The 21,216-nt window shown below is 74.9% G+C and carries 22 protein-coding genes; 12 read left to right on the forward strand and 10 right to left on the reverse strand.

Annotated elements, in window-relative coordinates; genetic code table 11:
• The 9 genes from E1287_RS29585 to E1287_RS29625 form a co-directional block, all read left to right on the forward strand.
• A partial coding sequence (locus E1287_RS29585) for an HAD-IIIA family hydrolase (protein ID WP_131968550.1) occupies nt 1-1,397 on the forward strand: 1,397 nt, incomplete at its 5' end.
• Entirely contained in the window at nt 1,394-2,404 is a 1,011-nt protein-coding gene (locus E1287_RS29590; RefSeq protein ID WP_131968551.1) for a glycosyltransferase family 9 protein, read from the forward strand. The genes E1287_RS29585 and E1287_RS29590, both read left to right, overlap by 4 nt.
• A complete protein-coding gene (locus E1287_RS29595; RefSeq protein ID WP_243719519.1) occupies nt 2,401-3,396 on the forward strand; it encodes a glycosyltransferase family 4 protein in 996 nt (331 codons plus the stop codon). Before E1287_RS29590 ends, E1287_RS29595 begins: the two co-directional genes overlap by 4 nt.
• Nucleotides 3,393-4,625 carry a glycosyltransferase gene (locus E1287_RS29600; protein ID WP_131968553.1) on the forward strand — a complete coding sequence of 411 codons (1,233 nt, stop codon included), beginning with the start codon at nt 3,393-3,395 and terminating at the stop codon, nt 4,623-4,625. Before E1287_RS29595 ends, E1287_RS29600 begins: the two co-directional genes overlap by 4 nt.
• A complete protein-coding gene (locus tag E1287_RS29605) occupies nt 4,622-5,218 on the forward strand; it encodes an SIS domain-containing protein (protein ID WP_131968554.1) in 597 nt (198 codons plus the stop codon). Before E1287_RS29600 ends, E1287_RS29605 begins: the two co-directional genes overlap by 4 nt.
• The gene (locus E1287_RS29610; RefSeq protein WP_131968555.1) at nt 5,215-6,633 is read left to right on the forward strand and encodes a PfkB family carbohydrate kinase; all 1,419 of its coding nucleotides are present in this window, start codon (nt 5,215-5,217) and stop codon (nt 6,631-6,633) included. Before E1287_RS29605 ends, E1287_RS29610 begins: the two co-directional genes overlap by 4 nt.
• Complete coding sequence (locus E1287_RS29615) at nt 6,630-7,307, forward strand: SDR family oxidoreductase (RefSeq protein WP_131968556.1); 678 nt, start codon at nt 6,630-6,632, stop codon at nt 7,305-7,307. The genes E1287_RS29610 and E1287_RS29615 overlap by 4 nt, the downstream gene beginning before the upstream one ends.
• Nucleotides 7,298-8,269 (forward strand): glycosyltransferase family 9 protein, encoded by a 972-nt coding sequence (locus E1287_RS29620; protein WP_243719520.1) that lies wholly within the window; start codon nt 7,298-7,300, stop codon nt 8,267-8,269. Before E1287_RS29615 ends, E1287_RS29620 begins: the two co-directional genes overlap by 10 nt.
• A complete protein-coding gene (locus tag E1287_RS29625) occupies nt 8,266-9,222 on the forward strand; it encodes an NAD-dependent epimerase/dehydratase family protein (RefSeq protein ID WP_131968557.1) in 957 nt (318 codons plus the stop codon). The genes E1287_RS29620 and E1287_RS29625 overlap by 4 nt, the downstream gene beginning before the upstream one ends.
• A gap of 36 nt (nt 9,223-9,258) precedes the next feature.
• Here E1287_RS29625 and E1287_RS29630 read toward each other — a convergent pair whose 3' ends face one another.
• From E1287_RS29630 to E1287_RS29650, 5 genes are all read right to left on the reverse strand, one after another.
• Complete coding sequence (locus E1287_RS29630) at nt 9,259-9,660, reverse strand: DUF2267 domain-containing protein (RefSeq protein WP_131968558.1); 402 nt, start codon at nt 9,658-9,660, stop codon at nt 9,259-9,261.
• A gap of 92 nt (nt 9,661-9,752) precedes the next feature.
• The gene (locus E1287_RS29635) at nt 9,753-10,643 is read right to left on the reverse strand and encodes a polysaccharide pyruvyl transferase family protein (protein WP_131968559.1); all 891 of its coding nucleotides are present in this window, start codon (nt 10,641-10,643) and stop codon (nt 9,753-9,755) included.
• 247 nt (nt 10,644-10,890) lie between these two features.
• On the reverse strand, nt 10,891-11,253 hold the full coding sequence (gene crcB, locus E1287_RS29640) for a fluoride efflux transporter CrcB (protein ID WP_131968560.1): 363 nt from the start codon (nt 11,251-11,253) through the stop codon (nt 10,891-10,893).
• Nucleotides 11,250-11,744, reverse strand: a complete 495-nt coding sequence (locus tag E1287_RS29645) for a CrcB family protein (RefSeq protein ID WP_131968561.1) — start codon at nt 11,742-11,744, stop codon at nt 11,250-11,252. The genes crcB and E1287_RS29645 overlap by 4 nt, the downstream gene beginning before the upstream one ends.
• 54 nt (nt 11,745-11,798) lie before the next feature.
• Nucleotides 11,799-12,308, reverse strand: coding sequence for an SRPBCC family protein (locus E1287_RS29650; RefSeq protein ID WP_131968562.1), 510 nt, complete (start codon nt 12,306-12,308; stop codon nt 11,799-11,801).
• A gap of 168 nt (nt 12,309-12,476) precedes the next feature.
• On the opposite strand from E1287_RS29650, the gene E1287_RS29655 reads away from it, so the two are divergent.
• Together E1287_RS29655 and E1287_RS29660 are read left to right on the forward strand one after the other, a co-directional pair.
• Nucleotides 12,477-13,268, forward strand: a complete 792-nt coding sequence (locus E1287_RS29655; protein ID WP_131968563.1) for a SigB/SigF/SigG family RNA polymerase sigma factor — start codon at nt 12,477-12,479, stop codon at nt 13,266-13,268.
• Complete coding sequence (locus E1287_RS29660; RefSeq protein ID WP_243719521.1) at nt 13,265-13,969, forward strand: haloacid dehalogenase type II; 705 nt, start codon at nt 13,265-13,267, stop codon at nt 13,967-13,969. Before E1287_RS29655 ends, E1287_RS29660 begins: the two co-directional genes overlap by 4 nt.
• Before the next feature lie 36 nt (nt 13,970-14,005).
• Here E1287_RS29660 and E1287_RS29665 read toward each other — a convergent pair whose 3' ends face one another.
• From E1287_RS29665 to E1287_RS29685, 5 genes are read right to left on the reverse strand one after another with little or no spacing between them, the layout of a single operon-like run.
• Nucleotides 14,006-14,863: a serine protease gene (locus tag E1287_RS29665; RefSeq protein WP_131968564.1), complete on the reverse strand. Its 858-nt coding sequence runs from the start codon at nt 14,861-14,863 to the stop codon at nt 14,006-14,008.
• Between the two features lie 53 nt (nt 14,864-14,916).
• Nucleotides 14,917-16,434: a glycerol kinase GlpK gene (gene glpK / locus E1287_RS29670; RefSeq protein WP_131968565.1), complete on the reverse strand. Its 1,518-nt coding sequence runs from the start codon at nt 16,432-16,434 to the stop codon at nt 14,917-14,919.
• Between the two features lie 35 nt (nt 16,435-16,469).
• Nucleotides 16,470-17,318, reverse strand: coding sequence for an MIP/aquaporin family protein (locus E1287_RS29675; RefSeq protein WP_131968566.1), 849 nt, complete (start codon nt 17,316-17,318; stop codon nt 16,470-16,472).
• A gap of 55 nt (nt 17,319-17,373) precedes the next feature.
• Nucleotides 17,374-19,059 carry a thiamine pyrophosphate-binding protein gene (locus E1287_RS29680; protein WP_131968567.1) on the reverse strand — a complete coding sequence of 562 codons (1,686 nt, stop codon included), beginning with the start codon at nt 19,057-19,059 and terminating at the stop codon, nt 17,374-17,376.
• Entirely contained in the window at nt 19,056-19,829 is a 774-nt protein-coding gene (locus E1287_RS29685; RefSeq protein ID WP_131968568.1) for a cyclase family protein, read from the reverse strand. The genes E1287_RS29680 and E1287_RS29685 overlap by 4 nt, the downstream gene beginning before the upstream one ends.
• Before the next feature lie 212 nt (nt 19,830-20,041).
• Here E1287_RS29685 and E1287_RS29690 point away from each other — a divergent pair, with 212 nt between their 5' ends.
• Nucleotides 20,042-21,184, forward strand: coding sequence for a serine hydrolase (locus tag E1287_RS29690; protein ID WP_131968569.1), 1,143 nt, complete (start codon nt 20,042-20,044; stop codon nt 21,182-21,184).
• The last annotated feature ends 32 nt before the right edge of the window (nt 21,185-21,216 follow it).

Below are 21,216 nucleotides of genomic sequence, written 5' to 3' on the forward strand. Positions count from 1 at the left end.
GGCCGCTGGAGATCATCGTCGTGGACGACCGTCCCGCGCCCGGCCCCCCGCTGCCGCTGCCCGCGTCCGCCGGGCCGGAGATCCGGGTGATCCGCTCCGGCGGCCGCGGCCCCGCCGCCGCCCGGAACGCGGGCTGGCGCGCCGCGACGACCGACTGGATCGCGTTCCTGGACGACGACGTCGTCCCCGAGCCCGGATGGCCCGCCGCGCTGGCCGCCGACCTGGCGGACCTCGGTCCCGAGGTCGGCGGCTCCCAGGGCCGGGTCGCGGTCCCGCCGCCGGACGGGCGCGCGCCGACCGACTGGGAGCGCAACACCGCCGCGCTGGCCGGCGCCGACTGGATCACCGCCGACATGGCCTACCGACGCAGCGTCCTGGAGGAGCTCGGCGGCTTCGACGAGCGCTTCCGGCGCGCCTACCGCGAGGACGCGGACCTGGCGCTGCGCGCGCTGGACGCCGGGTACGGGCTCGTCCTCGGCGGGCGGAGGGTGACGCATCCCGTCCGTCCCGCCGGGTTCTGGGCTTCGGTGCGGGCGCAGGCGGGGAACGCCGACGACGTCCTGATGTGGCGGGTGCACGGCCGGTCCTGGCGGGCGCGCGCGGGCGAGGGCCGCGGCCTGCTCCGCCGCCACGCCGTCACGACCGCGGCGGGCCTGGCCGCCCTCACCGCGCCGCGCCGCCCGCACGGCATGGCCGCCGGGGCCATCTGGGGTGTGCTGACGGCCCGGTTCGCCTACGAACGCATACGTCCTGGCCCCCGGACGCCGGAGGAAATCGTGAAAATGGCCGTGACCAGCGCCGTCATCCCGCCCGTAGCGGTGTGGCACCGGGTGCGCGGGCTGATCGTCCACCGCGGGGCCCGGCGCTGGGACGGGCCATGGGCCGTGCTGTTCGACCGCGACGACACGCTCATCCGCGACGTCCCGTACAACGGGGACCCGGCGCGGGTGGAGCCGATGCCGGGCGCGCGGCGCGCCCTGGACCGGCTGCGGCGGCACGGCGTCCGGATCGGCGTCGTGTCCAACCAGTCGGGCGTGGCCAGAGGACGCATCACCCACGACGACGTAAGGCGCGTCAACGCGCGCGTCGAGGAGCTGCTCGGACGCATCGACGTGTGGGAGGTCTGCCCGCACGGCCCCGACGACGGCTGCGCGTGCCGCAAGCCGCGTCCCGGGATGATCGAGCGGGCGGCGCGGCGGCTCGGGGTGCCGCCGTCCGGCTGCGCGGTGATCGGCGACATCGGCGGCGACGTCGAGGCCGCCAGGGCGGCGGGGGCCCGCGGCATCCTCGTCCCGACGCGCCGGACCCGCCCGGCGGAGATCGCGCGGGCGCCGGAGACGGCGCGGACGCTGCGCGCCGCCGTCGATCTCGTCCTCGGCGGGAGGCGGCGCCGATGAGGGTCCTCGTGTCCCGCCAGGACAACATCGGCGACGTGCTGCTCGCCGGGCCCGCCGTGCGCGCGGTCGCCGCGGTCGCCGACGAGGTCGTGCTGCTGTGCGGCCCGCGCGGTCGCGCCGCCGCCGACCTGCTGCCCGGCGTCGACCGCGTCATCGAGTGGTGCGCCCCGTGGATCGACCCGGACCACGTGCCGGTCAGGCAGAGCGAGATCGACGGGCTGACGCGCAGGCTCCGCGGGTTCGACCGCGCGCTGATCCTCACCTCGTTCCACCAGTCGCCGCTGCCGCTGGCGCTGCTGCTGCGCCTCGCCGGGACGCCGTGGATCGGCGGGATCAGCGAGGACTACCCCGGCTCGCTGCTCGACCTGCGGCACCGTCCCGGCGAGGACATGCCCGAGCCGCTGCGGATGCTCGCGCTGGCCGAGGACGCCGGGTTCCCGGCCCGGGACGGCGCGCGCCTGCGGGTCCGCGGCCCGCTGCCCGACACCGGGCACCTCACCGGCGGGCCCGGATACGTCGTCGTGCATCCGGGGACGTCCGTGCCCGCGCGGGCGTGGCCGCCCGAGCGCTGCGCCGACGCCGTCGGCCTGCTGCGCGCGGCGGGCCACCGCGTCGTCGTCACCGGCCACGCCGACGAGAAGGAGCTGACCGCGCTCGTCGCCGGGGAGGACGGCCTCGACCTCGGCGGGCGCACGACGCTGCCGGAGCTGGCGTCGGTGCTGGAGGGCGCCCGCGCGGTCGTCGCCGGCAACACCGGGCCCGCGCATCTCGCGGCGGCCGTGGGCACGCCCGTCGTGTCGCTGTTCGCGCCGACCGTCCCGGCCGCCCGGTGGGCGCCGTTCGGCGTCCCGATGGCGCTGCTCGGCGACCAGCAGGCGCCGTGCAAGGACAGCCGCGCCCGCGAATGCCCGGTCGAGGGCCATCCCTGCCTGGCGTCCGTCGGCGCCGACGAGGTCGCCGCCGCCGTGGAGATCGTGGCGTCCGTGGAGGAGGTGCCGGCCCGGTGAGAGTGCTGCTGTGGCATGTCCACGGATCGTGGGCGACGTCGTTCGTCCACGGCCCGCAGACCACGCTCGTCCCGGTCACCCCGGACCGCGGACCGGACGGCAAGGGCCGCCCTGACACGTTCACCTGGCCCGACCGCGCGATCGAGGTGCCTCCCGAACGGCTGCGCCACGAGGACGTGGACGTCGTCGTCCTGCAGCGCCCGCACGAGCTGCGGCTGGCCGAGGAATGGCTCGGGCGCCGCCCGGGACGCGACGTCCCCGCCGTGTACGTCGAGCACGACACGCCGCGCCGGACGCCGTCCGACATCGGGCTGCCCGAGGAGGTCGTGCCCGACAGCCGCCACTTCCTGCACGACCGGTCCGACATCCCGGTCGTGCACGTCACGCACTTCAACCGGCTGTTCTGGAACTGCGGCCGCGCCCCGGCCCTGGTCATCGAGCACGGCGTCGTCGACCCCGGCTACCGGTACACCGGCGACATGCCGCGCGCCGGAGTCGTCATCAACGACCCGCTGCGCCGGGGCCGGGTCGCCGGGACCGACCTGCTCGCCGAGCTGGCGGAGGCCGTCCCGCTCGACCTGTTCGGGATGAACGTCAGTGATGTCCCCGGCCGGCTCGGCGTCCCGCACGAGTCGCTCTGGACGTTCGAGGACCTGCCGCAGGCGCGGATGCACGAGGAGCTCGCGCGCCGCCGCGTCTACGTCCACCCCTACCGGTGGACGTCCCTCGGCCTGGCCCTGATCGAGGCCATGATGCTCGGGCTGCCGGTGGTGGCGCTGGCGACCACCGAGGCGGTCGAGGCGGTGCCGCCGGAGGCCGGGGTGCTGTCGACGCGCGTCGCGGCGCTGGCGGACGCCGCGCGGACCCTGGCCGCCGACCCCCCGCGCGCCCGCCAGATGGGCAAGGAGGCGCGGGCGCACGCCGTCGACCGGTACGGCCTGCCGCGCTTCCTGCGGGACTGGCGGCGAACTCTCCAGGAGGTAACGCGATGAAGATAGCCATGATCTCCGAGCACGCCAGCCCCCTCGCCGCCGTGGACCGCCCAGCGGGGAAGGGGCTCGGCGGGGCGGACGGCGGCGGGCAGAACGTGTTCGTCGCGGAGCTGGCGGCCGAGCTGGGCAGGCAGGGCCACTACGTCACCGTCTACACGCGGCGGGACTCCCCCGTCCTGCGGGAGCGGGTGCGGCTCGCGCCCGGCGTGACCGTCGAGCACGTCCCCGCCGGGCCTGCCGAGCACATCCCCAAGGACGACCTGCTGCCGTGGATGCACGACTTCGGCCGCCACCTGGAGCGGCGCTGGGCCGCCGACCCGCCCGACGTCGCGCACGCCCACTTCTGGATGAGCGGCCTCGCCGCGATCCAGGCCGCGCAGGCGCCCGGGTCGCGGCGCGTGCCGGTGGTGCAGACCTACCACGCGCTCGGCGCCGTGAAGCGCCGCCACCAGGGCGGAAAGGACACCAGCCCGGCGTCGCGGAACCGGCTGGAGCGCTCGATCGGGCGCGCCGCCGACGCCGTGATCGCCACCTGCGCGGACGAGACCGCCGAGCTGGCCGCGATGGGCGTCCCCCGCGACCGCGTCCGCGTCGTGCCGTGCGGCGTCGACCTCGACCTGTTCACCCCGGACGGCCGCACGGCCGGGAGCCGCGACCGGCACCGCCTCGTGGTCGTGTCACGGCTCGTCGAGCGCAAGGGCGTGGACACCGCGATCAGGGCGCTCGCCCACCTGCCGGACGCCGAGCTGGCCGTCGCCGGCGGCCCGCACCGCGGCGACCTGGACGGCGAGCCCGAGGTCCGCAGGCTGCGCGCGGTGGCGCGGGACGCGGGCGTCGCCGGACGCGTGGAGTTCCTCGGGCGGCTCGGCCGCACCGAGGTCCCCGCGCTGCTCAAGTCGGCGACCCTGGCCGTCACGCTGCCCTGGTACGAGCCGTTCGGGATGGTGCCGCTGGAGGCGATGGCCTGCGGCGTGCCGGTCGTCGCGAGCGCCGTCGGCGGGCACCTCGACACGGTCGTCGACGGCGTCACCGGCGTCCACGTCCCGCCTCGCGATCCCGGCGCTGCGGCCAGGGCTATCCGGGCCCTGCTGGACGCCCCGGCGAAACGGGCCGCGATGGGCTCGGCCGCAAGCGACCGGGCGCGCGACCACTACTCGTGGGCCCGCGTCGCCGCCGACACCGCCGGCGTCTACCGCCACGCCGCCGCGCTGAGCGAGGTGGCGGCATGACGCAGAGCGTCGAGACCCGGACGGCGACCGTCCAGGACGGGCGGCTGGAGGCGCTCGCCGAGGCGGCGCTGCGGTTCCGCGACCAGGTGCCGACGATCGAGGCGTGGGGACGGCGGCTCGCCCGCGTGCTGCACGGCGGCGGACGGCTCCTGGCCTGCGGCAACGGCGGCAGCGCGGCCGAGGCGCAGCACCTGACCGCCGAGCTCGTCGGCCGTTTCGAGGACGAGCGGCGCCCCCTGTCGGCGATCCCGCTGCACGCCGACACCTCGGCGGTGACCGCGATCGGCAACGACTACGGGCCCGTGGACGTGTTCGCGCGGCAGGTGCAGGCGCACGGCCGCCGCGGCGACGTGCTGCTGTGCCTGTCGACCAGCGGCCGCAGCCCGAACGTGATCGCGGCCGCGCACCGGGCCAGGCAGCTCGGCATGCTCGCGTGGGCCGTCACCGGGCCCGGGCCGAACCGGCTCACGGAGGCGTGCGACGACGCGGTCACCGTGCGGGCGGGCGCGACCTCGACCGTCCAGGAGATCCACCTCGCCGCGATCCACCTGCTGTGCGGGGTGGTCGACGACGCGCTGGGGACGAGGCCGTGAAGGGCCCGCTGGTCGTCGTGGGGGACGTCCTCCTCGACGTCGACATCGTCGGCAGCAGCAGCCGGCTCTGCCCGGACGCGCCCGTCCCCGTGGTCGAGCGGGCCGAGGAGCGTCCCCGCCCCGGCGGCGCGGGCCTCGCCGCGCTGCTCGCCGCGGCGGACGGGCGCGACGTGGTGCTCGTCACCGCGCTCGCCGAAGACGATCCGGGCCGGCGGCTCCGCGCGATGCTGGAGCGGCACATGGAGGTCGCCGCGTTCCACCTGCACGGCGGCACCCCCTGCAAGCTGCGGATCCGGTCCGGAGGGCAGTCGCTGGCGCGGCTCGACGCCGGGGAGGGCCGCGCCGTCGACGGGCCCGTCGGCCCCCGCGTCGCCGCCGCGATCGCGAGCGCGGGCGCCGTGCTGGTCTCCGACTACGGGCGCGGCGTCACCGGGCACAGCGCGATCCGGTCCCTGCTGGGCGGGCTGCCCGCGGACGTGCCCGTCGTGTGGGACCCGCATCCGCGCGGCGAGCCGCCGGTGCCCGGCGTCCGGCTGCTCACCCCGAACGAGGAGGAGGCCGCGCGCCTCACCGAGGGCGCCGGCATCGGCGGGACCGGGCTGGCGGCGGCCGGGCGGCGCGGCCGGCACCTCGGCCGCGCCTGGTCCATCGACGGCGTCGCGGTGACGCTCGGCGCGGACGGCGCCCTCCTCTGCGACGGGTCGCAGGCGCCGTTCCTCGCGCCCGCCCGGCCCGCGCGGGGCGACTCGTGCGGCGCGGGCGACAGCTTCGCCGCCGGCGCCGCCTGCGCGCTGGCCGACGGCGGGACGCTCGCCGCGGCCGTCACCGAGGGCGTCGAGCGGGCGTCGGAGTTCGTCCGCGCCGGAGCCGCCGCGGCCGTCGCCGGGCGGCTCGCGGAGACCGGCACGGCGCGGCTCGTCCCCGAGCGCGGCGAGGACGCGTGGGACGTCGTCGAGCGCACCCGCCGCGCGGGCGGCACGGTCGTCGCGACCGGCGGCTGCTTCGACCTGCTCCACGCGGGCCACGTCAGCCTGCTGCAGCAGGCGCGGCGGCTCGGCGACTGCCTCATCGTGTGCGTGAACTCCGACGCGTCGGTCCGGCGCCGGAAGGGGCCGTCGCGCCCGGTGTCGTCCGCCGCCGACCGCGTCCGGGTGCTGGAGGCGCTCAGCGACGTCGACGCCGCGCTGGTGTTCGACGACGACACCCCCGCCCCCCTGCTGGAGCGGCTGCGCCCGGATGTGTGGGTCAAAGGCGCCGACTACGCCGGGACGGCGCTGCCCGAGGCCGAGACGGTCCGGGCCCACGACGGCGAGATCGTCCTGCTGCCACTGCTGGAAGGGCGCTCCACCACCCGCCTGCTGTCGACCGCTCGCACACCACCCGCACCACCGACCACGAAGGGACATGCCTCATGAACGTCCTCATCACCGGCGGAGCCTCCGGGCTCGGCGCGGCCGTCGCCCGGAAGGTCGCCGACGACGGCGGCCGCCCGCTCGTCCTCGACCGGCACCCGCCGAAGGACGACTTCGAGCACATGCAGGCCGACCTGGCCGACCGCCGCTGCGCCGAACGCGCCGTGCACGGCCTGGCCCGCGCCGCGGGCGGCCTCAACGCCGTCGTCACCGCGGCGGGCATCGACGCCTGCGGGACGCTCTGCGACGTCCCCGCCGAGGACTGGGAGCGGGTCATCCAGGTGAACCTGCTCGGCACGGCCGCCGTCGTCCGCGCCGCGCTCCCCTACCTGGAGAACGAGCCGGCGGGACGGGTCGTCACCGTCGCGTCCACGCTGGGCTTCAAGGCCGTGAGCGACGCGACCGCGTACTGCGCGTCCAAGTTCGGCGTCGTCGGGTTCACCCGGGCGCTCGCCGCCGAGATGGCCGGGAAGGTCGCCGTCACGATGGTCGTGCCCGGCGGCATGGACACCGCGTTCTTCGACGACCGCGCCGCGCAGTACAAGCCGGGCCCGGACGCCGAGCTCAACCGGCCCGCCGACGTGGCCGCGACCGTCGCGTTCGCGCTGTCCCAGCCTCCGGGCTGCGAGGTGCGGGAGATGGTCGTCTGCCCGTCCCGCGAGCCGTCGTGGCCGTGACCGGACGCCGGATCCTGGTGCTGCGCGCGCTCGGCCTCGGCGACCTGCTGACCGCCGTCCCGGCGCTGCGGGCCCTGCGCCGCGGATCGCCCGGCGCGCGGATCACGCTCGCCGCGCCCGCCGCGCTCGGGCCCCTCGCCCGCTCCACCGGCGCGGTCGACGACGTCCTCCCGGCGGACGGCTTAGCACCGCTGCCGCCCACCGGGCCGGTGGACACGGCCGTCAACCTGCACGGCAGCGGGCCGCAGAGCCACCGGCTCCTCGCGGCCCGCCGCCCGGGGCGGCTGCTCGCCTTCGCCTCCGCCGAGGCCGGCCACGCCGCCGGGCCCGCCTGGGACCCGGACGAGCACGAGACGGCGCGCTGGTGCCGGCTCGTGTCCGCGTACGGGTTCGACGCCGACCCCGGCGACCTCGACCTGGCCGCGCCCGAGGCCGCCTCGCCCGCGCCGGGCGCCGCCGTCGTCCATCCGGGCGCGGCGTACCCGGCGCGCCGCTGGCCCGCCGACCGGTTCGCGGCCGTCGCGGCGGCGCTGCGGGACGCCGGCGAACGCGTCGTCGTCACCGGCGGCCCCGGCGAGGCGCACCTCGCGCGCCGCGTCGTGGACCTGGCCGGGCTGGACGACGACGCAGACCTCTCCGGCCGCACATCGCTGCGCGAGCTTGCCGCGCTCGTCGCGGGCGCCCGGCTCGTGGTGTGCGGCGACACCGGCGTCGCGCACCTCGCGACCGCCTTCCGCACCCCGTCGGTGCTGCTGTTCGGCCCGACGCCGCCCGCCCGGTGGGGGCCGCCCGACCGGGACGAACACCGCGTCCTGTGGGCCGGGCGGCGCGGCGACCCGCACGGCCCCGAACCCTCCCCGGGCCTGCTGGAGATCTCCGCGGACCAGGCCGTCGAGGCCGCCGGGAGGGCGCTCGCCGCCACCGCTGAACCCGCCGATCATTTGTTGAAAGGGACGAGATGAGACATCCGCGCGCCGTCGTCACCGGAGGCTCCGGCTTCCTCGGCTCGCACCTGTGCGAGGCCCTGCTGGCCCGGGGGATCTCCGTGGTGTGCCTGGACAACCTGCTGACCGGGACGTCCCGCAACATCGCCCACCTCGCCGGGCGGCGCGACTTCCGGTTCCTGAAACGCGACCTCACCGAGCCGGTGAGCGTCCCCGGCGACGTCGGCTACGTCTTCCACCTGGCGTCGGCCGCGTCCCCGGCCGACTACCTGCGGCTGCCGATCCAGACCCTGGAGGTCGGCAGCCTGGGCACCCGCAACGCGCTGGAGCTCGCCGAGGCCAAGGGCGCCCGCTTCGTCCTCGCCTCCACCTCCGAGGTGTACGGGGACCCGCTGGTGCACCCGCAGCCCGAGTCGTACTGGGGCAACGTCAACCCGGTCGGGCCGCGCAGCGTGTACGACGAGGCGAAGCGGTTCGGCGAGGCGCTCACCTCGGCGTTCCGGCACTCCCGCGGGCTGGACGCGGCGATCGTGCGGATCTTCAACACCTACGGGCCGCGGATGCGGCCGGACGACGGCCGCGCCATCCCGACCTTCCTGCGGCAGGCGCTGACCGGCGAGGACCTCACGGTGACCGGGGACGGCTCGCAGACCCGCTCGATCTGCCACGTGGACGACACCGTCCGCGGCATCGTCGCGCTGGCCGAGTCCGCGCATCCCGGGCCGGTCAACATCGGCAGCCCGTACGAGATCTCGATGGCGGACCTCGCCCGGCTGATCATCGAGCTGACCGGGGCGCCGTCCGGCCTCCGGTTCGTGGACCGCCCGGCGGACGACCCGCGCGTGCGGCGCCCCGACACCGCCCTGGCCGAGGACGTCCTCGGCTGGCGCCCCCGCGTCACCGTCGAGGACGGCCTGCGCTCGACGATCGAGTGGTTCGAGCGCGAGCTGGTGATCGCCCGCCCCGCCTGACGAGGCGAGCGGCGTGCCGGGGCGGGCGGCGGCCGCTCAGCCGGTGCTGCCGGACGCCACCAGGTCCCGCAGGTCGGCGGGGAGGCTGCCGCGCACCTTGTGCGCGACCGCGCCGTGGGTGGCCTCGTCGGTCACCTCAAGGACGACCCGCGTCAGGAACGCGGCCCGGGGGTCGTCGGCGCCGGAGCGGGCCCCGACCCGCTCGATGAAGTCGTGCCTGCCGAACCGCTCGCCGCTCCCGGCGCCGCCGTAGATCTCCGTCCGGCGCAGGTGCTCGCCGATCTCGTGCGGCAGTTGCGCCGCGAGGTTGTCGGCGAGCCCCTCCGGGATCCGTTCGCCGAGCGTCTCCAGGACCGCCCGGGTAGCCCGCTCCGCCTCGCCGTGGCCGGAGAGGCGGCCGCGGTTCTGGACCTGGCCGATGAACTCTTCGTGGCGCATGGCGAACGCTCCTTCCCGATGAATTCCCTCGTGAGATGCCCCGTGTGGGATGCCCCGTGTGAAATGCAGAGAGTGCCCGATATATCGGGGTGTTAACGTGCGCCGATCACGTCCAGCAGCTCGCCGATCACCGCGTCCGACGGCGGCAGCGCGGACGGCCGCCCGGCCCCCTCCGGCGAGAGCGCCCAGTCCCACCAGTGATCCAGCTCGTCCAGGTCGAGCAGCCGCCCGGACGCGTCCTCCGGCACGGTGACGATGGCGGGCCACGACCAGGCCCGCGCCTGCGCGGTCACCTTCGCGCCGCCGCCGACCGGGTCCACGGCCAGCGCGGGCACGCCGTTCTTCAGCGCGAGGACGAGGCCGTGCAGCCGCGTCGTCACCACCAGGTCGAGCCTGCGCAGCACCGACTCCAGCTCCGCCGCCGTGCCGAACAGCCGCCAGTCGCGCGGGTCGAGCCGCGTGTCGAGGGGCAGCCGGGCGCATTCGCGGGCGGCGAGCCACTCCGTGAGCTCCCGCTCGACCCGCTCGTGGCGCCGCCGCTCCCCGTACTCGCGCTGCCCCGGCGCCAGCACGACGCCGACGACCGGCATGGACGGGCTCACCGGCAGGGCCGCCAGGTCGTGCCGCGGCGCCTCCGCGGGCGTGTCCCGCGCGAGAACGGCGTCGAACCCGGTGACCGCCGGGTCGTCCGGGTCGATGACCGAGACGCCGACGGCGACGCGGACGCAGTCCCAGTACCGGCGGTGCAGCTCCTCGATCTGCCGGCCGTGCAGCGGCCCGCAGGCGAAGACCAGATGCGTGTAGCGTCCGGGATCGGCGCCGTCGAGGTCCGGGCCGTCCGGCCGGAAGACGGGGCTCCACGCGAGGTCGCATTCGACGCCGGCGTCCGCGAGCCCGTGCCGCACGGCCTCCATCGCCAGGACGTCGCCCGCCGTGGCCTCGCCGTGAAGGAAGCTCGGCCATCCGGTCACCAGGACGCGCATTCCGGCCGCCTTTCGCCGCCCGGATCCCGGCCGGGCTCTCCGGCCAGGGTGTTGTCCGCTTCGTGCTACCCGCGACCGCGCGTCCCATGTCCCCGGGCCGTGACAGTTGAGACACCTACCGGTTTACCGAAACGGCCGGATGGGCAAAGTCACGTCGCGGCCCACTCGTCGGCTCGGAGCCATGTGCCCCGATCTGCGAGCCTGGGCCGCACCAGCTTGCACTGCCTCATACGTTGGTTGCGCCGCCTCACGCGTTGACGGCCTGGGCCACGACCATGCCGCAGTAGGCCGCGCCGAGCCCCGCGACCACGCTGCCCACCGCGTTGAGGACGGCGTAGAACCGCGCGCCGTCCTCGACCAGCCGGACGGTCTCGTAGCCGAACGTCGAGTACGTGCTGAGGGCGCCGCAGAGGCCCGTCCCGGCGAAGGCCATCGCCCCGTCGCCGGCGGGCAGCGCCGCCAGGAACCCCAGGACGAACGACCCGGCGACGTTGACGGTGAGCGTCCCCCACGGGAAGGCGGAGTCGTGCCGGGCCTGGACGGCGCGGTCGGTCAGGTACCGCAGCGGCGCTCCCAGCGCGGCGCCCAGCGCGATCAGCAGGACCGTCACTCGCCGTCCTCCTCCGCGGGCCGCCGGACCAGCGCCCGGCTCAGCGCACGCGCGAGGCGGATCCCGGCGACGACGGCGGCCAGCGCCGCGACCAGCGTCAGCGCGAGATACGCGAGCCCCACCCGCGGCGCGCCGCCCTCGACCGCGTGCTGGATGTCCACGGCGTAGGTGGAGAACGTGGTGAACCCGCCGAGGATCCCGACGCCGAGGAACGGGCGGACGAGGTGGTGCGCCCGCCACGTCTCGGTGATCAGCACCATCAGCACGCCGATCAGCAGGCAGCCCGACACGTTGATCCAGAACACCGCCCACGGGAAGTCGCCCGCACCGTACGGGAACGCGGAGGTCAGCCCGTACCGCGCGAGGGCCCCGAGGACGCCGCCCGCCGACACCGCCGCCAGCGTCCCCCACGGATAGCGCCGCAGTTCCCGCCGCTGCTCCGGCACATGCAGATCGACATCGGGATCGACGGGACGATCGGCCGCGGTCATGGGCACGCTCCCTACCAGGCAGGGCGACCCGCAAGTCTACCCACGCCCGGCAGGTCAGGGCCCTGAACGGTCCGCCCGCCCGGGGCCTTCCGGGGGGCCGTCCGCCTGGCCGGGGCGGTCCACCTGGCCGCGCCAGCCGCCCGTCTGGACGCCGCGCGACTCGATGAACGTCTTGAAGCGCCGCAGATCCCCCTTGACGCGATGGGTGAGCGCGCCGAGCCGGTCACCCGCCTTCTCCGCGACGCCCTCCGGGGCGAACTCCAGCTGCGCGGTGACGCGGGTCGTGGTGTCGTCCAGCCGGTGGAACGTCACCACGCCGGCGTGCTCGGGGCCGTCCAGGGACTTCCACGCGACGCGCTCGTCGGGCAGCTGCTCGGTGATCCTGGCGTCGAACTCGCGGGTCACGCCGGCGATCCGCGTCCGCCATCGGACGGTGACGTCGTCGAGCTGGCGGATCTCCTCGACGCCCTCCATGAACTCCGGGAACGTCTCGAACTGCGTCCACTGGTCGTAGGCGGCGCGGATCGGGACGGTGACGTTGACCGACTCGGTGATCGTGCTCACGGTTCCCCCTCGTGGGTCACCGGCTCCGGTACCCGCGTCGGCGCCCCTTATCCGGCCGGGTGGACGGGGTGCCGGCAGCCCTGTGTCACCGGCCGATCGCGGGGTAGAGGGAGTGGACGAGCGATCGCCCCCCGCCTCAGCGACCGCTCAGGGAGGGAGACGACACGCATGACGGCTGCGCAGTCCACCACCGCCCGGGTCAACGACGGACAGACCGAGACGCTGCTTGCGGAGATGAACCGGCTGGCGGAGGGCGATCCCCGGCGGGAGCGGCTCCGGGCGCGGATCGTCGACATGCACGCGGGGCTCGTCCGGGGGGTGGCGCGCCGGTACGCCAACCGCGGCGAGCCGCTCGACGACCTCCAGCAGGTCGCCTACCTGGGGCTGGTCAAGGCCATCAACCGGTTCGACCCGGGGATCGGCGACCGGTTCGTCACCTACGCGTACCCGGTGGTGACCGGGGAGGTGAAGCGGCACTTCCGCGACAAGACGTGGGGCGTCCGGGTGTCGCGCCGCATCCAGGAGCTGCGGCCGGTGCTGCAGCGCACCGTCCAGGAGTTCACCCGCGAGCGGGGCCGCTCCCCCACGACCGCGGAGATCGCCGCGCTGATGGAGATCACCGAGGAGGAGACCGTCGAGGTCATCGTCGCCTGCGACGCCTACCGCCCGCTGTCCCTTGAGGCCCCGGCGGACGGGTCGGCGGCCGGCGACAACGGGACGGTCGGCGAGTACCTCGGGTCGGACGACCCGGCGCTGGACGCCTTCATCGACGGCCACGCCCTCGCCCCGCTGATCGACGACCTCCCCGAGCGCGAGCGGACGATCCTGCTGCTGCGGTTCTTCGGCAACAAGACGCAGACCCAGATCGCCGAGCAGATCGGGCTCTCCCAGATGCACGTCTCGCGGCTGCTCCGCGCCACGCTGGACCGGCTCCGCGCCGGGCTGCTGGCGGAGCGGTGACCCCTCGGAGGCCCCGCATCGTCGCCTTCGACGTGATGGAGACGATGATGCGGCTGGAGCCGCTGCGCGCCCGCTTCGAAGACGCCGGCCTCCCCGGCGAGGCGCTGGACACCTGGTACGCCCGGACGCTCCGCGACGGCATGGCGCTGACGGCGACCGGCGATTTCCAGCCGTTCCGCCCGGTCGCGGAGGGAGCGCTGCGCGCCGTCTCCTTCTCCGCCGGGCGGCGCGCGGGGAACGCCCCCGCCGTCCTGGACGACGCGGCCGTCGAGCACGTCCTGGACGGTCTCGCCTCGCTCCCGGCCCATCTGGACGTGGACCCCGCGCTGCGGCGTCTCGCGGCGGCGGACGTCCCCGCCGTCTGCCTGACCAACGGCGCCGGCGCCACCACGATGGCGTTCCTCGACCACGCGGGCCTCACCGACCTGGTCGACCGGGTGATCGGCATCGAGGAGGTGCGGCGGTGGAAGCCGTCCGCCGCCGTCTACGCGCACGCGGCCGCCGCGACCGGCGTGCCCGCCGACCGGCTCGCGCTGGTGGCGGCGCACGCCTGGGACTGCCACGGCGCCAAGCGCGCCGGGCTGGTCACCGGCTGGGTCGGACGGCTCGAAGGCCGCTACGGCGACGCCTTCGCGCCGCCGGACGTGACCGGCGACGACCTCGTCCAAGTGGTGGACGGGCTCCTCACCCTGGACCGCTGACGGGTACGGCTGACGGCTACGGCCTCGGGCCGTCTGTCACGGCCTTGGCAGGGCGCACGCTTGGCCGAGCACGACGTCGCTGTCCTTGCCGAGGCAGCGGGCGAGCAGGTACGTCTGCTGGGCGTAGTGCGCGCCGCGCCGGACGGTGACGTCGCCGTCGCGGTCGACCTCGCACGGGTTATTGAGCGTGCAGCGCTCGCCGTCGTCGTTGCCGGTGTTGTTGACGCCGACGACCTGGCGCGTCCGGACGTCGACGACCGGCGACCCGGACGTGCCGTGGATCGTCTCGCATTCCGGCGTGTACCGGATGGAGTCCTTCCACGTCCAGCCGGCTTCGCGGAGCCGGTGCACGGTCGTGTCGATCTCGCAGGTGTAGATCTTCTTCCAGTAGCCCGACACGACCTTGATCGCGGTGCCGTCGTGCGGTCGGGCCGTCGACAGGCGCAGCGCGGTGGCGCCGTGCCGCTTCTCGATGGCGGCGTAGGTGGCGTCCAGCCGGTAGATCGCCACGTCCGTGTCGGTCATGGTGGCGTACTCGATCCTGGTGGCCCGGAGGGTGCCCAGGTTCTTCTTGCCGGTCCGGTCGAGGAGCGTGAACGTCCTGGACGACCCCTTGTCCACGATCACCTCGCCGGCCTTCGGCATCCCCGACTCCAGGCAGTGGCCGTTGGTCATGACCAGCGCCGCGTCAGTGTCACGGGACCGCGGCCCGCGCACCAGGGACCCCGAGCAGTTGCTCAGCGCGACGATCCCGGTGAAGTCGATGCCCTTCTGCGGGCCCTGATGCTGGACGGCGGCGGCCCGGGCCGCGACGGCGGGCGCGGCCTCGGCGGCGGTGAGCGTCGCCACGCCCACGGCAGCGGTGAGCGCGACGGCGGCAAGGCGTCTGGTCATACGGCGGCTCCTCCCCCGGCGGGCCCGTGAAGGACCGCCATTCCGGTGATCGTTCAGTCGACGTCCACCCACCCGTAGGTGCGTTCGACGGCCTTCTTCCAGCCGGCGTAGCCGTGGCTGCGTTGGTCGTCGTCCCAGGTGGGTTCCCAGCGGCGGTCTTGGTTCCAGTTGCGGCGCAGTTCCTCGGTGGTGGTCCAGAACCCGACGGCCAGGCCGGCGGCGTAGGCGGCGCCCAGCGCGGTGGTCTCGGCCACCACCGGCCGCGAGACCGGGACGCCGAGGATGTCGGCCTGCAGCTGCATGCACAGTTCGTTGGCGGTGACGCCGCCGTCGACCTTGAGCACGTCCAGCGCGACGCCGGAGTCTTCGCGCATGGCTTCGACGACGTCGCGGGATTGGTAGCAGATCGATTCCAGGGTGGCGCGGGCCAGGTGGGCGTTGGTGTTGAAGCGCGACAGGCCGACGATGGCGCCGCGGGCGTCCGAGCGCCAGTAGGGGGCGAACAGGCCGGAGAAGGCGGGCACGAAGTACACCCCGCCGTTGTCGTCGACCTGGCGGGCCAGGGCTTCGCTTTGCGCGGCGCCGGAGATGATGCCCAGCTGGTCGCGCAGCCACTGCACCGCCGACCCCGTCACCGCGATCGACCCCTCCAGCGCGTACACCGGTGCGCTGTCGCCGAACTTGTAGCAGACGGTGGTGAGCATCCCGGCCTTGGACCTGACCAGTTCCTCACCTGTGTTGAGCAGCAGGAAGTTGCCGGTGCCGTAGGTGTTCTTGGCCTCGCCGGGCGCGAAGCACACCTGCCCCACCGTCGCCGCCTGCTGGTCACCGAGGATGCCCGTCAGGGGGACCTCGCCGCCGAGCGGGCCGTCCGCACGGGTCATCCCGTACGGTTCGGGCGCCGAGGACGGTTTGATCTGCGGCAGCATCTGGCGCGGGATGCCGAAGAACGACAGGAGCTGGTCGTCCCAATCGAGGGTCTCCAGGTCCATCAGCATGGTGCGGCTGGCGTTGGTGGGGTCGGTGACGTGGACGCCGCCGTCCGTCCCGCCGGTCAGGTTCCACAGCACCCACGTGTCGATGTTCCCGAAGACGGCGTCGCCGTTCTCGGCGGCCTCGCGGACGCCGTCGACGTTCTCCAGAATCCACTGGATCTTCCCACCGGAGAAATACGTGGCGGGCGGAAGACCGGCGCGGTGCCGGATCGTCTCGCCCCGCCCGTCGCGTTCGAGCGCGGACGCGATCCGGTCGGTGCGGGTGTCCTGCCAGACGATCGCGTTGTAGTACGGACGCCCGGTCCGCCGGTTCCACACCACGGTCGTCTCGCGCTGGTTGGTGATCCCGAGCGCGGCCAGGTCGGCGTACGTCAGGTGCGCCTTGTTCAGGGTGCTCTGGATGACGGCGCGGGTGCGTTCCCAGATCTCGGTCGGGTTGTGCTCCACCCATCCCGCCTGGGGCAGGATCTGATCGTGTTCGAGCTGGTGGCGGGCGACCTCGTTCCCGCCGTGGTCGAAGATCATGAAGCGGGTGCTGGTGGTGCCCTGGTCGAGCGCTCCGACGAAGTCGGCCATCGGCTCTCCCCTTTCTGCGTGTGGCGCGGGACCCGTCAGGTGACGTCGTACTCCGGCTCGGGCCGGGTGGGCACGCCCTCCTCCCCCTCGCCGGGGATGTTGCGCCCGATGAGCAGGATGTACAGCCCGGCGCCGAGCACGGCGCCGATCAGCGGGGCCACGAGCGGGACCCAGAAGTACAACTGCCCGTACTGATCTCGCCATGCGTCCGACCCGTAGCCGGTGAGCCACTGGACGAGCCGCGGCCCGAGGTCGCGGGCCGGGTTGATCGCGTACCCGGCGGCGGAGCCGAACGCCATACCGATCGCGACGACGATGAGCCCGATGATGAGCGGCGCCAGGTTCGCGAGCGGCGGCGCGTTGCGCAGGTCGGTGAGGGCGAGGACGAGGAACAGCAGGATCGCGGTCCCGATCACCTGGTCGCGGAACGCGCCCCACGTCCCGATCGGCAGCGTCCCGTTGCCGGGCATGGTGGAGAAGACGATGTGCGTCTTCTCCGTCAGCCCGGGGTCGAACTTCTGCAGGATCTCGCTGTAGTTCCACCGGACGATCAGCGCGGCCGTGAACGCCCCGAGCAGCTGGGCGAACCAGAACGGGAGGACCTTGCGCCACGGGAAGCCCTTGAAGACCGCGAGGGCGAAGGTGACGGCCGGGTTGATGTGCCCGCCGCTGATGCGGGCCGCGACGTACACGCCGAGCGTCACGCCGATGCCCCAGGCCCAGGCGATGGCGTCGTGGCCGCCGAGGCTCTGCGGATCGCCGAGCCCGCTGCCGGCGACCACCTGCGCGACGACGCCCACGCCGAACAGGATCAGGATCATCGTGCCGGCGAACTCCGCGGCCATCTCCGCGGCGAGCTCGGGAACCTTCGGGCCTCGCGCCATCTCTCCTCCTCCGGGACGTCGGTGATCGTTCCCAGGAGTGGCGGGGCAAACACGGTCAGTGACCGCGGAACGCCTCTTCCAGCCACCAGGCGGGCCGGCCGCGCGTGATCTTGGCGTCCACGACCATCGGGCGGTCGCGCGGGCCCGCGAGCCAGGTCTCGACCGCGGCGAGGTCGGCGGGGCGCCGGACGGTCGCCGCGGCGCAGCCGAACCCGCGCCCGATCGCGGCCAGGTCGGCGGGCGGGAACGTGACCGTGTCCAGCGGATGCCCGCCGGGCGCGAAATGGTGCAGCTCGGCGCCGTACGCCTCGTCGTCGTAGACGACCACGAGCAGCCCGAGCCCGAGCCGGACGGCCGTCTCCAGCTCGGCGACGGCCATCAGCGCGCCGCCGTCGCCGAGCGCGGCGACGGTGAGCCGGTCGGGGCGGGCGAGGGCGGCGCCGATGGCGGTGGCGAGGCCGAGCCCGACCGACTGGAACGCCTGGGTGAACACGAGCCCGTCGGCGTCGGGGACGTCCAGGAACATGGCCGGGTAGCCCATGAAGTTGCCGGAGTCGACGGCGACGGTGCGTTCGCGGGGCAGCATCCGGTCGAGGGCGATCGTCAGGGTCCGCGGGTCGATGCGCGGGCCGTCGGCGCCGTCCTCGTCCGGGGGGTGCTCCTCGTACGGGACGTCCTGCCAGCGCCCCTCGCGGGCGAGCCGCTCCGCGACGCCGGGCGTGCGGTAGCCGGACGCGGAGTGCCCGCGCGCGTCCAGCTCGGCGTCCACGGCCTGCGCCGTCTCGGCCGCGTCGCCGATCAGGCCGAGGTCGACGGGGCGGTGCGCGCCGAGCGCCCGGGCGTCCACGTCGACCTGGACGACCGTCGCGTCCCTGGCGACGAGCGCGCCGTGCCGGGTCGTCCACATGTTCAGCGCGCAGCCCCAGCCGACGATCAGGTCGGCGCCGGCGATCAGCTCGGCGGCGGCCGGGGTGGCGAACCCGCCGCTGACGTCGAGGCCGAAGGGGTCGCCGGCGAACAGGCCGCGGGCGACGGCGGACGTCGCGGTGAGCGCGCCGCAGCGGGCAGCCAGGTCCGCGAGCGGCTCGGCCGCGCCGGACAGCCGCGCGCCCCGCCCGGCGATGAACACCGGGCGGCGCGCGGCCTGCAGCACGTCGGCGAGCCGGGCGATCGCGGCCGCCGGCGGCACGGGCAGCGGCGGCACCTGGGAGGGGCGCCTGCCGGAGGGCGCGGGCCGCGGCGCGGGGGCGGGGTGCTCGGCGGCCTGGATGTCCAGGGGCAGCCCGAGCAGGACGGTGCGGCGCTCGGCGACGGCGGTGCGGCAGGCGCGGGTCACGTCCGCGAGCGCGGTCCGCGGGGAGTGGACCCGCTCGGGGACGGCGCCGACCGCCGCCGCGATGGCCGCCTGGTCGACGCGGAAGTTGGAGCGGACCGCGGAGGCGGCGACCTCGCCCGCGACGACCAGCAGCGGCGTGCGGCTCTTGGCGGCCTCGGCGATGCCGGTGACGGCGTTGGTGAGGCCCGGCCCCTGGTGGACGGTCACGACCCCGAGGCCGCCGCCGACCCGCGCGTAGGCGTCGGCCATCGTGGCGGCGCCGCCCTCGTGCCGGGCGGCGACGAACCGGGCCCCGTTCGCGATCATCGCGTTGGTGACGTGGAAGTTGCCGCTGCCGACGACCCCGAAGACCGTGCGGGCGCCGAGCCGCGCCAGGGCCTCGCCCACGGCCTCCGCGACGTTCATCGTTCGACCAGGGCGAGCACGCGGGCGGGGCTGCCGGAGCCGCCGACGATCGGCAGCGGCGACGCGAGCAGCACGGCGCCGCGGGCGGGCAGCCGGTCGAGGTTCCGCAGCTGGGTGAGCCCGTACTTGCCGGCGCCGAGGAAGTAGGAGTGGCACGGGAACGGCGGGTCGAACGCGTGCGCGCCGCCCGCGTCGGTGCCGACGGTCTCCACGCCGAGGCCGATGACGGGCGTCTCCTCGGCGAGCCACCGCGCGCACTCGGGCGAGATCCCGGGGGTGTGCGGGCCGTCGCGGTCGGCGTTGAGGAAGGTGTCCTGGTCGCCGGACAGGGCGTCCCAGCCGGTGCGGTAGAGGAGCCAGCCGCCGTCGGGCAGCGGGCCGTGCTCCTCCTCCCAGGCCCGGACGTGCTCGATCTCCAGCAGGAAGTCGGGGTCGGCGGCGGCGTGCGCGGACGCGTCCAGCACGGCGGCGGGGCCGACGAGGCGGCGGGGCGGGACCTGCGCGACGTCCTCGCCGTCGCGGCCGGTGACCCAGTGCACGGGCGCGTCGAAATGGGTGCCGACGTGCTCGCCCGTCTCGATGTCGTTCCAGTACCAGGCCGCGCCGCGGTCGTCGTACCGGCTGATCTCCTTGAGCCGGAAGGGCACGGTGTTGGCGAACGGCTCCGGCAGCCGGAGGATCGGGGTGCGCTCCGACAGCGGGGCGGTCAGATCGACGATCTCCACCGAGCCGTCGTGGACGGCGGTGAGCAGCTGGGCGAGAACGGACATCGCTCCTCCGTGCGGCGCGGTCGGGCGTGGGGTCGCGCGGGCCTCATGAACGTACCGCAGATGAACCTGTTCGGAGGGTCACGCGGCGCAGGCCGCCACCCTTCGCCCGGCCGCACGCCGGGGGTACGGATTTCGTTGCCCGGCGCTATAGACGGGCCGGTGCGGGTCGCTCACCATCGGGGCGGAACCCGCCGAGCCCTCACGGAGGTCCGATGCGCCGCAGGCCCTGGACGCTCACACTCGCCGCCGCCGCCGTCACCGCCGCACTCGCCGCTCCCCCGGCGTCCGCCGCTCCCCCGGCGACCCCCTCGCCGCCCCGGCCGCCGTCCGCCGCGGCCGCGGAGCGGTCGGCCGGATCCGATGCGCTGGTCCCGTCGTCCCGGCCGGTGGAGCTGCGCGAGGCTCACCGTCCGCTTTCGGTCACCTACACCTACGAGGGACGGACGCACACGCTCGACGACTACCTCCTCCGCACGGGGACGCAGGGCTTCGTCGTCCTGGACGGGCACGACATCGTCTTCGAGCGCTACGTCGCCGCTGGACGCGACAGCCTCTTCCAGTCATGGTCGATGGCGAAGTCGTTCACGTCGGCGGCCGTGGGCATCGCGCTCGGCGAAGGGTTCATCGACTCGATCGACGATCCGGTCACCAAATACATCCCGGAGTTGAAGGGCTCCGGGTACGACGGCGTCTCGCTGCGGGACCTGCTGCGCATGTCGTCGGGCATAGCGTGGGAGGAGACGGTCGACGTCCCGCCCGTGCACGTCGCCGCGAGCCTCGGGTACCCGCTGACCGAGATGGCGAGGCAGCGCAAGCGCGGCTGGGAGCCGGGGACGAGGTTCGAGTACACCAGCATGAACACGTTCGTCCTCGGATGGGTCGTCGCGAGGACGACCGGCGTCCCGTACCACGCCTACGTGCAGCGGAAGATCTGGGAACCGGCCGGGATGGCGTCGAAGGCTTACCTGGGCAACGACTCCAACGGGAACAGCATGGCGTACTGCTGCTACTACGCCACCGATCGCGACTTCGCGCGGTTCGGGCTGCTGTACCTGAACGGCGGCAGGGCGAACGGGCGGCAGGTCGTCCCCGCCTCATGGGTGACGGAGTCGACGCGCCCGTCCGCGCCGTTCAACCAGGGGTACGGCTTCCAGTGGTGGCTGGGCGCGGACGGCGCGTTCTCCGCCAACGGCCTGGGCGGCCAGCACATCTGGGTCTCGCCGCGGCACGGCGTCGTGATCGTCAAGTCGACGCTGGCCACCGTCGTCGGCGGGAACGAGACGGACACCGCGTTCGAGGCGGTCGCCGCCGAGGTCGCACGTACCCGCGCGGCCCGGCTCGCCTCGGCGGGCTGACGCCGTACCGTCATCCTCGCGGCCCGGCGGTG

It is taken from the genome of Actinomadura sp. KC06, from assembly GCF_004348735.1.
Classification (GTDB): domain Bacteria; phylum Actinomycetota; class Actinomycetes; order Streptosporangiales; family Streptosporangiaceae; genus Spirillospora.